This is a genomic window from Nonomuraea sp. NPDC026600, assembly GCF_040638335.1.
GTDB lineage: Bacteria > Actinomycetota > Actinomycetes > Streptosporangiales > Streptosporangiaceae > Nonomuraea.
This window is the reverse complement of sequence record NZ_JBEZYD010000003.1, coordinates 39,748-54,789: the sequence shown is the minus strand read 5'-3', so window position 1 is coordinate 54,789 and position 15,042 is coordinate 39,748. Positions and strand designations below refer to the sequence as shown.

13 protein-coding genes are annotated in these 15,042 nt (G+C 71.0%); 10 read left to right on the top strand and 3 right to left on the bottom strand.

Annotation, left to right across the window (positions count from 1 at the left end; all coding sequences use genetic code 11):
* Window positions 1-89 precede the first annotated feature (89 nt).
* From AB0F17_RS06985 to AB0F17_RS06975, 3 genes are all read left to right on the top strand, one after another.
* Window positions 90-908, top strand: a complete 819-nt coding sequence (locus tag AB0F17_RS06985; RefSeq protein ID WP_358017542.1) for a hypothetical protein — start codon at window positions 90-92, stop codon at window positions 906-908.
* Window positions 905-1,486 (top strand): HAD family phosphatase, encoded by a 582-nt coding sequence (locus tag AB0F17_RS06980; protein ID WP_358017539.1) that lies wholly within the window; start codon window positions 905-907, stop codon window positions 1,484-1,486. Before AB0F17_RS06985 ends, AB0F17_RS06980 begins: the two co-directional genes overlap by 4 nt.
* A gap of 132 nt (window positions 1,487-1,618) precedes the next feature.
* Window positions 1,619-3,136 (top strand): alkaline phosphatase D family protein, encoded by a 1,518-nt coding sequence (locus tag AB0F17_RS06975; RefSeq protein WP_358017536.1) that lies wholly within the window; start codon window positions 1,619-1,621, stop codon window positions 3,134-3,136.
* A gap of 161 nt (window positions 3,137-3,297) precedes the next feature.
* Here the strand turns inward: AB0F17_RS06975 and AB0F17_RS06970 are convergent, their stop codons facing one another.
* A complete protein-coding gene (locus AB0F17_RS06970; protein WP_358017533.1) occupies window positions 3,298-4,812 on the bottom strand; it encodes an efflux RND transporter periplasmic adaptor subunit in 1,515 nt (504 codons plus the stop codon).
* Window positions 4,813-4,959: 147 nt separating this feature from the next.
* On the opposite strand from AB0F17_RS06970, the gene AB0F17_RS06965 reads away from it, so the two are divergent.
* The 6 genes from AB0F17_RS06965 to AB0F17_RS06940 are packed head-to-tail and all read left to right on the top strand — an operon-like array spanning window position 4,960 to window position 10,850.
* Window positions 4,960-6,090 carry an efflux RND transporter periplasmic adaptor subunit gene (locus AB0F17_RS06965; RefSeq protein ID WP_358017531.1) on the top strand — a complete coding sequence of 377 codons (1,131 nt, stop codon included), beginning with the start codon at window positions 4,960-4,962 and terminating at the stop codon, window positions 6,088-6,090.
* Window positions 6,087-6,818 carry an ABC transporter ATP-binding protein gene (locus tag AB0F17_RS06960; RefSeq protein ID WP_358017528.1) on the top strand — a complete coding sequence of 244 codons (732 nt, stop codon included), beginning with the start codon at window positions 6,087-6,089 and terminating at the stop codon, window positions 6,816-6,818. Before AB0F17_RS06965 ends, AB0F17_RS06960 begins: the two co-directional genes overlap by 4 nt.
* Entirely contained in the window at window positions 6,815-8,098 is a 1,284-nt protein-coding gene (locus tag AB0F17_RS06955) for an ABC transporter permease (protein WP_358017525.1), read from the top strand. Before AB0F17_RS06960 ends, AB0F17_RS06955 begins: the two co-directional genes overlap by 4 nt.
* Before the next feature lie 23 nt (window positions 8,099-8,121).
* The gene (locus AB0F17_RS06950) at window positions 8,122-8,643 is read left to right on the top strand and encodes a hypothetical protein (protein ID WP_358017522.1); all 522 of its coding nucleotides are present in this window, start codon (window positions 8,122-8,124) and stop codon (window positions 8,641-8,643) included.
* Entirely contained in the window at window positions 8,640-9,332 is a 693-nt protein-coding gene (locus AB0F17_RS06945; protein ID WP_358017519.1) for a response regulator transcription factor, read from the top strand. The genes AB0F17_RS06950 and AB0F17_RS06945 overlap by 4 nt, the downstream gene beginning before the upstream one ends.
* 18 nt (window positions 9,333-9,350) lie before the next feature.
* Window positions 9,351-10,850 (top strand): HAMP domain-containing sensor histidine kinase, encoded by a 1,500-nt coding sequence (locus AB0F17_RS06940; RefSeq protein WP_358017516.1) that lies wholly within the window; start codon window positions 9,351-9,353, stop codon window positions 10,848-10,850.
* A 20-nt stretch (window positions 10,851-10,870) separates the two neighbouring features.
* Here the strand turns inward: AB0F17_RS06940 and AB0F17_RS06935 are convergent, their stop codons facing one another.
* Complete coding sequence (locus tag AB0F17_RS06935; RefSeq protein WP_358017513.1) at window positions 10,871-12,265, bottom strand: FG-GAP and VCBS repeat-containing protein; 1,395 nt, start codon at window positions 12,263-12,265, stop codon at window positions 10,871-10,873.
* A 67-nt stretch (window positions 12,266-12,332) separates the two neighbouring features.
* Between AB0F17_RS06935 and AB0F17_RS06930 the strand changes: the two genes are divergently transcribed.
* Window positions 12,333-13,562, top strand: coding sequence for a cytochrome P450 (locus AB0F17_RS06930; RefSeq protein ID WP_358017510.1), 1,230 nt, complete (start codon window positions 12,333-12,335; stop codon window positions 13,560-13,562).
* On the opposite strand, the gene AB0F17_RS06925 is transcribed toward AB0F17_RS06930, so the two are convergent.
* Window positions 13,552-14,952 carry an MFS transporter gene (locus tag AB0F17_RS06925; protein ID WP_358017507.1) on the bottom strand — a complete coding sequence of 467 codons (1,401 nt, stop codon included), beginning with the start codon at window positions 14,950-14,952 and terminating at the stop codon, window positions 13,552-13,554. The two genes, AB0F17_RS06930 and AB0F17_RS06925, sit on opposite strands and share 11 nt — an antisense overlap.
* Window positions 14,953-15,042 lie beyond the last annotated feature (90 nt).

Genomic DNA, 15,042 nt, shown 5'->3' with positions numbered 1-15,042 from the left:
AACCTTTAGGCAAGACTAAACCTGAAGGCGGGCTGCAAGTGAGGTGTGTCACTATCGCTCTGGAATCGCGGGGTGAATGGGGAGGCGCTGTGGCGGGCATCGTCGGCGTGCACGGGATCGGCAAGTACAACTACTACGTGGCGGCGGGCAACTCGGCGACGGGGGCGGCGGAGGCGATGCGCCTCAAGTGGGACCGCTACCTGCGGGCGGCGCTCGGGGGAGAGAGCCGCGACTACTTCAGCGAGGTGGCCTACTTCTCCCACCTGCTGCACGACCGGCAGCCCAAGCAGGGCCCGCAGGCGTTCGCGGCCCTGCCGGCCTCCGCCCAGCAGGTGCTCGTCGGCTGGGCCAGGAACCTGGACATGGGCGAGCGCTTCACCGGGGCGCTCAAGATGTTCACCGGGTGGCTGCTCACCCGGCTCGACAGCAGGTCGGCGGCGTTCGCGTCGATGTTCGCGCCGGAGGTGGCGGCCTACCTGACCGACCCGGCCAGGCGCGTGAGGTGCCAGGAGGCCGTCCGCGACGCGATCAGGAAGCACAGTCCCCGGGTGGTGGTCGCCCATTCGCTGGGCAGCGTCGTGGCCTACGAGACGCTCTGGGCCAACCCCGACCTCGAGGTCGAGCTGCTGCTCACCCTCGGCAGCCCGCTCGGCATGCGCAACGTGGTCTTCGAGCGCCTCCTGCCCGCCCCGATCAACGGCCTCGGCCTACGGCCCACGGGCGTCAAGCGCTGGGTGAACATCGCCGACAAGGACGACATCGCCGCCATCCCCGCCGATCTGGGCGGCAGCTTCACCGGCGTGGACGTGGAGGAACGGGTCAACCTCGACTGGATCGACTTTCACACCGCCGAGAAGTACCTGGGTTGCCCGGCACTCGACCCGCATCTGCGACCATTCCTGCCATGACGTGGATTGTCTTCGACTACGGCAGTGTGCTGTCCCTGCCCCAGCCCGAGTCCGACGCCGACGAGATGGCCCAGGCGGTGAACGCCGATCCCAAGGCGTTCAGGCGGCGCTACTGGGAGCACCGCCTGGAGTTCGACCGGGCGTCGCTGACCCCGGCCGCCTACTGGTCGGCGGTCCTCGACCGGCCGGCCGCCATCGCCGAGGTCGCCAGGCTGGTCGCGATGGACCTGGCGAGCTGGGCCTACCCCGACGAGGGTACGGTCGCCATCCTGAACGATCTCCTGGACCGTGGCGACGACGTGGCCCTGCTGTCCAACGCGCCCGCCTGCCTGGCCGACGGCCTGGACGGGCTGCCCTGGATCGCGGCCATCGAACGGCGCTTCTACAGCGGCAGGATGGGCCTGGTGAAGCCGGACCGGGAGATCTTCGACCGGATGGCGGCCGAGCTCGACGCCGACCCGGCCGAGATCGTGTTCATCGACGACCGGCTGGAGAACGTGGCCGGAGCCGAGCGAGCGGGCATGACGGGCGTCCAGTTCACCTCCGCCGAAGCCCTGCGGAAGACGCTCAAGGCGTGACGTGAGGGGCCGGGATCTGCCCGGAGAGCTGCGAGAAGAGGGGGAGGAGCGGCGGGAGGAGGACTGATGCTGTTCATCCAGGCTTGACTCCGCAGTCACGACCGTGTCAGTCGGGGTGGACATACCTGGACCGTGGACCGCAGATCCTTCCTCGCCGCGGCGGCAGTGACCTTCCTCGTGCCGTCCCAGCAGGCCGAAGCCCAGCAGACCCGAACCCTCAAGACCGACCCCTTCACCCTCGGCGTGGCCTCCGGAGACCCGTCGACCGACGGCTTCGTCCTCTGGACCCGCCTCGCCCCGAACCCCCTGTCCGGTGACGGCCGCGGCGGCATGCCCTCGCGCGGCGTGGACGTCGACTGGCAGATCTCCACCGACGAGCGCTTCTCCTCGATCGTCAGATCCGGTACGGCCGAGGCCCGGCCGGACGCCGCGCACAGCGTCCACGTCGAGGTCGGGGGACTGGAGCCGGGGCGCGACTACTTCTACCGGTTCAAGAGCGAAGGCAGGCTCTCGCCCGCGGGCCGTACCAGGACCACGCCGACGGGTGAGCGGCCGCTGACGTTCGCGGTCGCCGCCTGCGCGCACTACGAGCACGGCTACTACACCGCCTACCGGCGGCTGGCCGAGCAGGAGCCCGAGCTGGTGGTGTTCCTCGGCGACTACATGTACGAGTACGGCCCGAGCGGCTACACCGCGCTGGCCGGGCGGGTACGCACGCACACCCCGGGCAAGTGCGAGACGCTGGCCGACTACCGGCTGCGGCACGCCCAGTACAAGAGCGACCACGACCTCCAGCGCGCGCACGCGGTGGCGCCGTGGCTGGTGGCCTTCGACGACCACGAGGTGGAGAACAACTGGGCCGGGCCCGTCTCCAGCACCGGCGCCCCCGGCTTCGCCCGGCGCCGGGCGGACGCCTTCAGGGCGTACTACGAGAACATGCCGCTGCGCCGGGCCAGTGTGCAGGGCGCGGTGCTGCGGGTGAACCGGCGCGTCTCCTGGGGGTCGCTGGCCCGCTTCCACCTGCTCGACACGCGGCAGTTCCGTGACGACCAGGCGTGCCTGGACGGGGTACGCGCCGGGTGCGACGACCGGCTGGCGGCCAAGCGCACGCTGCTGGGCGCCGACCAGTGGCGCTGGCTGGAGGACGGCCTGCGCGAGTCCGGCACCCGGTGGAACCTGCTCGGGCAGCAGATCCTGATGGCGCAGCGCGACTACAAGGTGGGGCCGGGCCGCGAGGTGAACCTCGACTCGTGGGACGGGTACGCCGCCGAGCGGACCCGGCTGCTGGGCTCGCTGTCCGGCACCTCGAACCCGGTCGTGCTGACCGGCGACGCCCACATGCACCACCTGGCCGACCTCAAGACCGACTTCGACGACCCCGACTCGCCCGTGGTGGCCAGGGAACTGGTGACGTCGTCGATCGCCAGCGACGGGGACGGGTACCGGGACAAGACGTGGATCGCCGAGGCGTTGCAGGAGAACCCGCACATCTCCTACATCGACCAGCGGCGGGGCTACATCATGGCCAAAGTCACTCGTGACGATATTTCCGTGGATTACCGGACGCTGGAGTACATCTCCCGCAAGGGCGCCCCCGCCAAGACCGCCCACAGCCTCACAATCCCCGCCACCGCCCACGCCCGAACCTGAACCCGCCGGGTGACCCCGGCTGTCTCCGGCGCCCGAACCTGAACCCGCCGAGTGCCCCGGGCCGTCTCCGGCGTCCTAACCTGAATGTCCGCTGTGAAAAGGCTGAGGGTTGGCTCAACGCGTACGCGGCCGAGCCACCGAGGTGGCCCGGCCGGGGGTCGTCAGCTCTCCGGCCAGGCGGTGTCCGGGAACTCGCCCGTGGCGCTGCCCGCCATCACCACCTGATCGCTCTCGCTCAGCCCCGAGGTGATCTCCACGTACTGGTCCCCGCGCACCCCCGTACGCACCACCCGCGCCGAGTCGTGCCCGCCCGAGCGCACCGTGACCACGGTCGTACCGTCCGAGCGGCTCTTCAACGCCTCGGCCGGCACGTAGATGCCGTCGTCGGCCGTGCCCGTCGTCACCGACACCGAGGCCGTCTGCCCGAGCATCAGCCCGCGCGGCGGCTTGTCGAAGGCGAGCGTCACCGAGTAGCGGACGAGCTTGTCGCTCACGGTGGCGGTCGGCGCGATGCGGGTGACCTTGCCCGCGTACTTCTCCGAGCCGCGCGTGGCCAGGGTGATGCTCGCTTCCTGGCCGAGTTTGAGCTTGTTCACGTCGGATTCGGTGACCATCGCGTCGACCTGGAGCTCGTTCAGGTCGCCGAGGCTGATGAACGTGCTGGTGCCCGCCGTGTCGCCGACCGATCCGGCCACCGACAGGACGGTGCCCGAGGCGGGGGCCACGATCCGGGTGCCGCGTACCTCGTCGGCGGCCTGCTCAAGGGCGGCCTGGGCGCGGTCCACGTTCGCGCTCGCCTGGTCCTCGCTGATGCCGCCCTTGCCGTTGGCGCCGCTGCAGGGGCTGCCGCCCTGGGACTGGCGGGCTCCCGTTGTGGCCTTCCCGGTGGGCTTGCCTGAGGCGCCGGGCTTTCCGGTGGGTTTGCCCGTGGCCTTGCCGGTCGGCTTGGCGGAGGACTTGCCGGTGGGTTTCGCGGAGGGCTTGCCGGTGGCGGTGCCGGTCGGCGAGGCCGACGGCCGGCCGCCGTCCGGCGTGGCCGTCACCGTCGCGGTGACGGTCGCCGTGGCCGTGACGGTCACCGTGACCGTGGGCTGCGGCTCGTGGCCGCTCGGTGTGGGCTCCGGGGTCGGCGTCCAGGTGGGCCGGGGGGTCGGCGTCGTGGCCGGAGTGAGCGTGGTGGTGGGGGCGGCGTCCGCGATGGGCACCGCCGAAGGCCCGAAGGCGCCCTTGGCCGCGACCGCTCCCACGACGGAGGCGGACGTGCCGCCGCTGCTCGGCGAGCACGTGGCCGTGCTGGTGGTGGCGGTCGAGGCGGTGTTCAGGGCCTCCTCGGCGGCGGCCAGGTCGGCGGCGGCGGCCGTGTAGCCCTCGCGCGCCGCCGTGCCGTCCACCCGGGCCAGCACCTGGCCCTTCTTCACCTTGGCGCCGACCTTGACGTAGATCTTGGTCACTGCTCCAGAGCCGCCGAATCCCAGGTCGCGCCGCGAGCCGTCCACGGTGTTGCCCGCGGCCGTGACCGAGGCGGTGACGACGCCCCGCTTGGCGGCTGCCAGCCGTACCTGGGCGGCGGGCTCCGGATCGTCGCGGAGTGCCAGCACCAGGCCGGAGCCGGCCACCAGGACGGCCAGGGCGAGCCCGCCTAGCTTGAGCGCCTTAGGCGGGAAAGTCGGTCTCATGAGGGCCCATCATGGCGTGAGCAGGTTAGTACAGGGCTGCGAGGCAGCTCAGAGTTGTCTGTGTGTCTCCAGATGCGTGGACTTTGTCAGCGAACCTTCAGCTAGCTCGCGGCTGTAGCGCAGGCTGGTGTGCAAGGGTCACCGGCTGTGAAGGTGTCGACAAGGCGCAGAGCGCTGATAACCAACGGGGCCCTGAGCGTGCTCCTGCTGGGCGGTGTCGCGTTCGCGTACGCCCAGCTCGGCACGGACGAGGTGGCCAGTGAGACGGCCACCCGGACAGTGACCGCCGGGCGTGGCACCGTGACCGCCTCGGTGTCCGCCTCGGGCGCGGTGGCGAGCTCCAGGAGCAGAACGCTCGCGTTCGGGACGAGCGGGACCGTCGAGCGCGTCTACGTCAAGGCAGGGGACAAGGTCCGCAAGGACGACATCCTGGCCAAGCTCGACGACGCGGCGGCGGAGGAGAACCTGTCGGCCGCGCGCGCCACGTACGACAGCGCCGTCGACGACGGGACCTCGACCGCCCAGCTCTACGCCGCCTACATCAAGGCGCGCAACGCCTACCGGGAGGCCCAGCGCACGGCCACGGCGACGGTGCTGAGAGCGCCGTTCGCCGGCACGGTCACGGCCGTGAACGGCGCCGTCGGCGGTTCCTCCAGCGGATCCGGCACCTCCAGCGGCACCTCGACCCAGAGCACCGGCCAGAGCGGACAGAGCGGGAGCGGATCGGGGTCGGGGTTCATCGACCTGGCCGACACCGGCAAGCTCCAGCTCGTCGGCACCTTCACCGAGTCGGACGTCAGCAAGCTCAAGGTCGGCCAGGCGGCCGGCGTCACGTTCGACGCGCTGCCGGGCGTCACCGCCACCGGCAAGGTCACCCAGATCGAGCCGGTCGCCTCCACCAGCAACAACGTCGTGCAGTATCCGGTGACGATCTCCTTCACCAAGGTCCCCAAACAGGTGCGCCTGGGACAGACCACCACCGTCGAGGTCGTGACCGGCGAGGCGGAGAACGTCATCACCGTCCCCTCCACCGCGGTCTCCACCAGCGGCGGCCAGAACACGGTCACCCTGCTCAAGAACGGCCAGCAGGTCAGAACCCCGGTCGAGGTGGGCGTCCAGGGCGCCTCGCTGACCGAGATCAAGTCGGGCGTCTCCGAAGGCGACCAGATCGTCCCGCCCGCCACCTCCTCCACCACCACGGGCACCGGCAACCAGCGGCAGGGCGGCTTCGGCGGCGGCTTCCCGGGCGGCGGCGGCGTGCCGGGAGGCGGACGATGACGGCTCCCGTCCTGAGCGTGCAGAACCTGGTCAAGGAGTACGGCGAGGGCGACGCCAGGGTACGGGCGCTGCGCGGGGTGAACCTCGACGTCGAGCAGGGAGACTTCCTCGCCATCATGGGCGCCTCCGGCTCCGGCAAGTCGACGCTGATGAACATCCTCGGCTGCCTGGACGTGCCCACCACCGGCCGCTACCTGATCGACGGCGCGGACGTCGGGCAGCTCGACGAGCACCAGCTCGCCAAGCTGCGCAACCGCCGGGTCGGCTTCGTCTTCCAGTCGTTCAACCTCATCCCGCGCATGAGCGCGCTGGCCAACGTCGAGCTGCCGCTGGTCTACGGCGGCATCGGCCAGGCCGAACGGCGCAGGCGCGCGCTGGCCGCGCTGGAGCAGGTCGGCCTCACGGACCGCATCCACCACGAGCCCAACCAGCTCTCCGGCGGCCAGCAGCAACGCGTCGCCGTGGCCAGGGCGCTCATCACCGCCCCCGCCCTGCTGCTGGCCGACGAGCCCACCGGCAATCTCGACACCGCCTCCACGCAGGACGTTCTGGAGATCATGGACAGGCTCAGCGAGTCGGGCCGCACGATCGTGCTCATCACGCACGAGAACGACGTGGCGGCGCACGCCAAGCGGGTCATCAGGCTGGTCGACGGCGAGATCGTGGAGGACGTCCGGCAGGGACCGATCGACGGGCCGCCGCCGCGGATGGCGGAGGTCGCCCGATGAACCAGCTCGAGATCCTGCGCTTCGCCCTGCGCGGACTGCTGGCCAACAAGATGCGCAGTTCGCTGACCACGCTCGGCATCCTCATCGGCGTCGCCGCGGTCATCCTGCTCGTCGCCGTGGGCGAGGGCTCCTCGCAGAGCATCCAGAAGAACATCCAGCGGCTCGGCGCCAACACGCTGACGATCTCCCCGTCCTTCTCGGGCGGTGGCGGGGGCGGCGGCGGAGGGTTCGCGCGGGCCGGGGGCGGCGGTGGCGCGCCCGGCGGCGGGCAGAACACCGGCCCGCGTACCCAGGCCAGGGAGCTCAGCCTCGCCGACGCCAAGGCCCTGACCGACAAGACGGTGGCGCCGTCGGTCGCGTCGGTCTCGCCGGTCGTGACCGCCTCCTCGGCCGCCACCACCTACGGAGCGGCCAGCCACTCGATCTCCCAGCTCATCGGCACCTACCCGAGCTACTTCGAGGCCACGAACAAGCCGGTGACCAAGGGCACGTACTTCTTCAACGACGACGTGCTGGCCGCCAGGAAGGTCGTGGTGCTCGGGCAGACCGTGGTCGAGGAGCTGTTCGGCACCCTCGACCCGATCGGCAAGCAGGTGACGATCTCCGGCGTGCCGTTCACGGTCGTCGGCGTGCTGAAGGAGAGCGGGTCGACCGGCGGGCAGCAGGACGCCGACGACGTGGCCATCGCGCCGCTGCCGGCCGTACAACAGAGCCTGACCGGGTTCGACTCGCTCAACTCGATCGTCGTGCAGGCCGGCGGCTCGGCGGCGACGGAGTCGGCGCAGTCCGAGGTCACCGCCATACTCAACCAGCGGCACGGCATCACCGGCACTACCTCGGCCGATTTCCGGATACTCAACCAGGCCACCCTGCAGGAGACCGTCAGCGCGGCGACCGGCACGTTCACCGTGCTGCTCGGCGCGGTCGCGGCGATCTCGCTGCTGGTCGGCGGCATCGGCATCACCAACATCATGCTGGTCACCGTCACGGAGCGGACCAGGGAGATCGGCATCCGCAAGGCCATCGGCGCGCCCAGGAGCGCGATCCTGGGCCAGTTCCTGATGGAGGCCACGCTGCTGAGCCTGGTCGGCGGGCTCTCCGGGGTGCTGGTGGCGTTCCTGGGCACCCGCTTCACCATCGCGGGCATCGAACCGGTGCTCGTCCCGTCGTCGGTCGCGCTCGCGCTGGGCGTGTCCGTCGGCATCGGATTGTTCTTCGGCAGCTATCCCGCCAACAGAGCCGCCAAGTTGAGGCCGATCCAGGCCCTGCGCCACGAGTGACAGACCCCCCGAAGGAGACAGAAATGGCCCCACTTGACGGCTCGCCGTATCCGGACGACCTGAACAGCGAACTGGCCGTCCAGCCGCGCAAGCCGCTGTCGAAGGTGACGCTCGGGCTGATCGCGGGCGTGGTGCTGGTGGCCGGGGTGGTGATCGGCATCCAGGTACAGAAGGCGCTGGGCTCACCCGCCACGGCCGCCGCCGGCCAGCAGGGCGGCGCCAGGCAGGGGATGGCCGGCGGCTACGGCCAGCAGCCCGACGGGAGGGGACAGATGCCGGGCGGGTACGGTCAGAGGATGGGCGGCGCCGGTGGCGGCGGCACCGTGGGCACCGTCGAGAAGGTCGAAGGCGGCAAGGTCTACGTCAAGACCATGGACGGCACCACGGTCACGGTCACCACCACCGACGCGACCACGGTTCAGGTGACCAAGCCGGGCAAGCTTGCCGACCTGGCGACCGGCACCAATGTCGTGGTGCGCGGTGAGAAGGGCGGGGACGGCTCGGTGGCGGCCACCTCGATCAGCCAGGGAGGAGGGGGCAGATGACCGAGCCGGAGGCCAGGCTGCTGGTGGTGGATGACGAGCCCAACATCAGGGAGCTGTTCTCCGCCAGCCTGCGGATGGCCGGGTTCGAGGTGCTCACGGCGGCCGACGGCAAGGAGGCCCTGCGGGTGGCCGAGCAGAGCACGCCCGACCTGGTCATGCTCGACGTGATGCTGCCCGACCTCGACGGCCTGGCCGTCGCGGGCAGGCTGCGGTCCCGTGGCCGCCGGGTCCCGGTGCTGTTCGTGACCGCCAAGGACACGCCGGAGGACCGGCTGGCCGGGCTCGGGCTCGGCGAGGACTACGTGACCAAGCCGTTCAGCCTGGAGGAGGTCATCGCCCGGATCCGGGCGGTGCTGCGCAGGACCAGGCGGGGCACGCCGCCGCCGAACCGGCTGCGGATCGCCGACCTGGAGCTGGACGAGGAGACGCACGAGGTGTGGCGCGACGGCGTCCAGGTGCGGCTGTCGCCCACCGAATACCGGCTGCTGCTGTACTTCATGCTCAACGCGGGACGGGTGCTGTCCAAGACGCAGATCCTCGACCACGTCTGGAACGGCGATTGGCGCACCGACGTCGGGCTGGTCGAGTCGTACGTCTCCTACCTGCGTCGCAAGGTCGACACCGGCGAGCGGAGATACCTGCACACGCTGCGCGGCGTCGGCTACATCCTGCGCCCGCCCAAGGATTGAACCCGGCCGGGACATGACATGAGGAGGTATCTCGCGCGGACGCCGCTCTGGCTGCGTCTCGTCTCGGCCACCCTGCTGATGGTCACGCTGGCCATCACGCTGACCGGGCTGTTCGCCGTACGGCTGCTGCGCGGTTATCTCGTCGAGCGCGTCGACCAGCAGTTGCGTGCCGCCAGCACGCCGTGGCGGGGCGCTCCGCCGCCTCCCGACCCGCAGCCGCGCCCGCAGCCGCAGCGTTTCTTCGGCCTGTTCCACTCGGTGCTCGTCGACCCGACCGGCGCCAAGATCAGGACCATGACCGAGTCGACCGAGACTCACACCCCCAACCTGCCCAGGCTCACCACCGCCGACGTCGCGCGCATGGCCGGGCAGCCCTTCACCGTCGAATCGCAGGCCGCCGACGGCCCCTCCTGGCGGGCCGTCGCCATGCCGGGCCGCGACGGCGACAGCAGGATCATCGCGATCAGCCTGGGCGACCTGGACGACACCGTCTCCCAGTTGCTCCTGATCGTGGCGGTCGGGGGCGGCGGGACCCTCGTGGTGCTCGGCTTCGCCTGTTACTGGCTCGTACGGCGGAGCCTGCGCCCCTTGGGGGAGATCGAGCGGACCGCCCGCCACATCGCGGACGGCGATCTGTCGCGCCGTGTCCCGCTCTGGGCGGCCACCACCGAGGTCGGCAAGCTCGGCCGGGCCCTGAACGGCATGCTCGGCCGGATCGAGGTGGCCGTGCGGGAGCGCGAGGCGGCGGCCGAGTCGGCGCGCGAGTCGGCCAGGGCGGCGCGGCGCTCGGAGGAGCTGACCCGCCGGTTCATGGCCGACGCCTCGCACGAGCTGCGGACCCCGCTCACCTCGATCAGGGGGTTCGCCGAGCTGTTCCGGCTTGGGGCGGACAAGGACCTGACGGAGGCGACCCGGCTGCTGAGCCGGATCGAGGGGCAGGCCGCGCGGATGGGCCTGCTGGTCGAGGACATGCTGCTGCTGGCCAGGCTCGACCAGCGCCGCGAGCTCGACGCCCGGCCCGTCGACGTGCTCAGCGTCGCCGCCACCGCCGTGATCGACGCCCAGACGCTCGCGCCCGACCGGAAGATCGAGCTGGTCATGCTGTACGGGAGCGAGGGGCCGGTGCTCGTGACCGGTGACGAGCTGCGGCTCGGGCAGGTGCTGGGGAACCTGGTGGGCAACGCGCTCACGCACACCCCGCCGGGCACGGCCTTCACCGTCGGGGTGGGGGCGCGTGACGGCAAGGCCGTCGTCGAGGTGACCGACGAGGGACGCGGGTTCTCGCCTGAGGTGGCCGAGCGGGTGTTCGAGCGGTTCTACCGGGCCGATCCGGCGCGCAGCACCGGCGGTGCCGGGCTGGGGCTGTCGATCGCCGCCACGCTCGTCGAGGCGCACGGCGGCAGCGTCGCCGCGTCGAGCGCGGCGGGCAAGGGCGCCACCTTCCGCGTCACGCTTCCGCTCGCCCCGTCTCAGATCGCTCCACCTCGGGTGAAGGGCTCTCTTCAGCCGAACGCGTAGCTTCGCCTCCGCGCTCAGCCTCAGCCGAAGGCGTAGCCGTACAGGCCGGGGCCGCTGCTGAGCTCGCGGACCTTCCCCGGGCGCAGCCCGGGACGCGTGCCCGGCTGGCGCGAGCCCGGCACGTACAGCACCTTGCCCTGGTCCGGCGCCGCCACCACCAGCCCGAACAGCTGACGCTCCTTGGTGAGCTGCCGGTAGCGCCCGCCGAGCGCGGGCAGCGCGGCCAGTGACGCGCCGAAGTCCCGCCCCTTGCCCTTGATCAGCAGGTTGCCGTCCTTGGTCAGCCCGCCCTTCCTGGCTCCGGCCAGCACCTGGACCCCCTTCTCGCCGGGTACGCCGACGGCCAGCTCGTCGTCGCCGTCCCCGTTGAAGTCCCCGGCCGCCAGCGCGGCGCCGAACCTGTCGTAGTACCGCGGCTCACCCTTGAGCAGCCGCTGCGTCCACATCTCCGACCGCGCGCCGCGCAGCAGCCCGCTGCCGTTCCCGTACAGGACGTGCACGGCTCCGTCGCCGTAGTCCATCGCCCGCTGGTTGGCGCTCAGCCCCTCGCCGGGCACGCCGACGACCAGGTCGGAGTGCCCGTCGGCGTCGAAGTCGCCGGTCGTGAGCGCCGCCCCGAACGCGTCCCACTTCTCCGCGGCACCCTTGATCCCGGAGCTGCTCTGCGTCAGGAGCCGGGCCCGCTTGGCCCGTACGTCGATGACGGTGACCGAGCCCTGGCCGTCCTGGGTGACGCTGTCGGCGGGCGCGCCCACGGCCAGCTCGTCGCGCCCGTCGCCGTCGAAGTCGCCGGTCGCCAGCGCCGCGCCCCACTGGTCCGTCACGTTCGCCGCCTGCCGGATCCACGGCGTCTTCTGAGTGATCTGGTACGGCTTGCGGCCCCTCATCCAGTAGATCGTGACGCCCCCGCCCGTACGGTGGCCAGGAGAGCCCACCACGAGCTCGTCGCGCCCGTCGCCGTCGAGATCGCCGGCCGCCAGCGACGCCCCGAACCGGTCGCTCGACGGCTTGGCCGGCGCCAGCTCCTTGCCCGGCCGCAGGCCCGTGGGCGAGCCGTGGAACAGCTCGACGACGCCGTTGCCGTCGGCCCCCGGCACGCGCTCGCCCGCGAACTCCTCCGACACGCCCACCGCCAGGTCGGCGCACCGGTCGCCGTCGAAGTCACCGACCGCGAGCGCGGAGCCGAACGAGTCGCCCGGCTCGGCGCCCTCCTGGGTCAGCTTCACCTTCTGGCCGTTGCCGTAGACGACCGTCACGGAACCGGCCCGCCGGTCGTCGTACGGGGCGGCCACCGCCAGATCGGGACGGCCGTCGCCGTCGAAGTCGGAAGGGGATCCGCCGCATGACGGAGCCGCGCTGTGGGTCGTACCCGAAACGAGGGGGAGAACCAGGCAGGCGGCTAGCAGAGCGTTCATACTGGTAGGTATTTCCGCCCCGCCCGAACCAGGTCTTAACGCTACGGGAACGTGCCAGGATAGGCGGGTGGACATCGACCTCGCGGATCTGGGCTTCTGGCGCCGGCCCCCCAAGGAGCGGCACGAGGCGTTCGCCAGACTCCGGCAACTGGAACATCCGGTGTTCTTCCCGGAGAAGAAGGTGCCCTTCCTCCGGTCGGGAAGCGGCTTCTACGCGCTGGTCAGGCACGCGGACGTGATCGAGGCCAGCCGCGACGCCAAGGTCTTCTCCAGTGAGCCCGCCGTCACCAATCCGGAGCCGCCCGGCTGGGTCAAGCAGGTGTTCGGCGAGTCGATGGTCAACATGGACGACCCGCGCCACGCCCGGCTGCGCCGCATCGTCACCCGCTCGTTCAGCCCGCGCATGCTCTCCGGCCTGCAGGACGACATCGAGGCCGCCTGCCAGCGGATCGTCGACGACGTCGTCGAGCAGGGCCCGCGTGACTTCGTCCGCCAGGTCGCGGCCCGGCTCCCCATCCATGTCATCTGCGACATGATGGGCATCCCCGACGACCTGCGGGCCAAGGTCCACGAACACGTCGACGTCTCCACCGCCTACACCGGCGTACGCCCCAGCCTGGTCCGCAGCGTGCAGCTCGCCGGCCAGAACATGCTGGCCCTGCTCGCCCTCCAGCGCATGGTGATCAAGCTGGGGCACGAGCGGGCCGCCGACCCGCGGGGCGACCTGGTGTCCCTGCTCGTCACCGCCAACCCCGACGGCGAGAAGCTTACCGACCGCGAGCTCGGCTCCTTCTTCGCGCTGCTCCTGGTGGCGGGCAACGAGACCGCCCGCAACACGATGGCCCACGGCATCAAGCTGCTCACCGACAACCCCGCGCAGCGCGAGCTGCTGATGGAGGACTTCGACGGCCGCATCGGCAACGCGATCGAGGAGATGGTCCGCCACGTGTCGCCGATCATGCAGTTCCGGCGCACGCTGACCCAGGACTACTCCCTGCGCGGCCTGGAGCTGAAGGAGGGCGACAAGGTGGTCCTCTTCTACGGCTCGGCCAACCGCGACGAGACGGTCTTCCCCGACCCCGACAGCTTCGACATCACCCGCGAGACCAAGCCGCACGTCGGCTTCGGCGGGCCGGGGCCGCACTTCTGCCTCGGCGCGAACCTGGCCCGGCAGGAGCTGCGGACGATGTTCCGGGTGCTGCTGACCAGGTTGCCGGAGATCCGCGCGGTCGGCGAGCCGGACCTGCTCCTGTCGAACTTCGACAACAGCGTCAGCAGCCAGGGGTTCACGTTCTGAGCTGCTCCTCAGGCGCCAGGACGTTCCTCCTGATCGTCACGAAGGTGATCAGCGCGGAGACGGCCATCATCGCGGCGCTGATCAGCATCGCGGCGTGGAAGCCCGCGTTGAAGACGGGCGGGTTCTTGAAGGCGTCGCCGACCAGGCCGACCAGGGGCGGCACCGCGGCCACCGACAGCAGGCTGCCGGTGCGGGCCACCGCGTTGTTGACGCCGCTGGCCGTACCGGCGTAGCGCTCGCTCACGGTGGCCAGCACGGTCGCGGTCAGCGGCGCCACCACCGCCGTCAAGCCGAGCCCGAACACCGTCACCGCGGGAAAGACCTGCAGCGCGTACGAGGCGCCGAAGCCGATCGTGCTCATCCACAGGAACCCGAGCCCGGCCACCAGGATGCCGATCGTCATCGGCCAGCGCGGGCCGTACCGCTTGGCCACCTCGCCGGCACGCGCCGACAGCAGCAGCATCAGGATCGTCACCGGCAGCATCGACAGCCCGGCCGCGGTCGGCGGGAATTCGGACACCACCTGCAACTGCACGACGAGCAGGAAGAACACCACGCCCATCGCCGCGTACACGAACAGCGTCACCACGTTCACGGCCGTGAACACCCGGTCCCGGAAGATGCTCACCGGCACCAGCGCGTCGGGGGACCTGCGCTTCTCCAGCACCACGAACGCCGCGCCCAGCACCAGCCCCACGACCAGCGGTATCGTAGCCCCTTTCTCGATCAGGCCGTAGGTGAGGAAGGCGAGGGCCAGCGCCGCCAGCACCGCGCCCAGCACGTCGAACCGCCCCGCGGCCTGCTCGTCCCTGCTCTCGGGCACATGCCGCAGCGTGACCAGCACGACGATCGCCGCGAACGGCAGGTTGATCAGGAACGCCCACCGCCAGCCCACCGTCTGCACCACCGTGCCACCCAGCAGCGGGCCGATCGCGGCGGCCACCCCGCCCAGCCCGGACCAGGCGCCGACCGCGCGCGGCCGGTCGTCCCTGACGAACGACGCCTGGATGATCGCCAGCGCCCCCGGGGTGAGCAGCGCGCCGCCGACGCCCTGCAGCCCGCGGGCGGCCACCAGGAACTCGATGTTCGGCGAGAGCCCGCACAGCGCCGAGGCCAGCGCGAACCAGACCGTGCCGATCAGGAACACCTTCCGCCTGCCGTAGCGGTCCCCGAGCGAGCCGCCCATCAGGATCAGCCCGGCCAGTGTGAGCGTGTAGGCATTGATCGTCCACTGCAGCCCGGCCATGCCCGCATCGAGGTCGTCACCGAGAAAGGGCAGCGCGACGTTCACCACGGTGCTGTCGAGCATGGCCAGGCCGGAGCCGAGCACGGTCGCCGCCAGGATCCAGCGCCCACGGGCGGATTTCAGCGCTACGTGATCGTCGTCCATGAAGCCAATCTTGTCACCGCCTTCTGGTACATCTGGGCTCCCCCCGACAAGTGGAGCAATGTTCGTGTTCTACGAACATTTCCCGTCCTT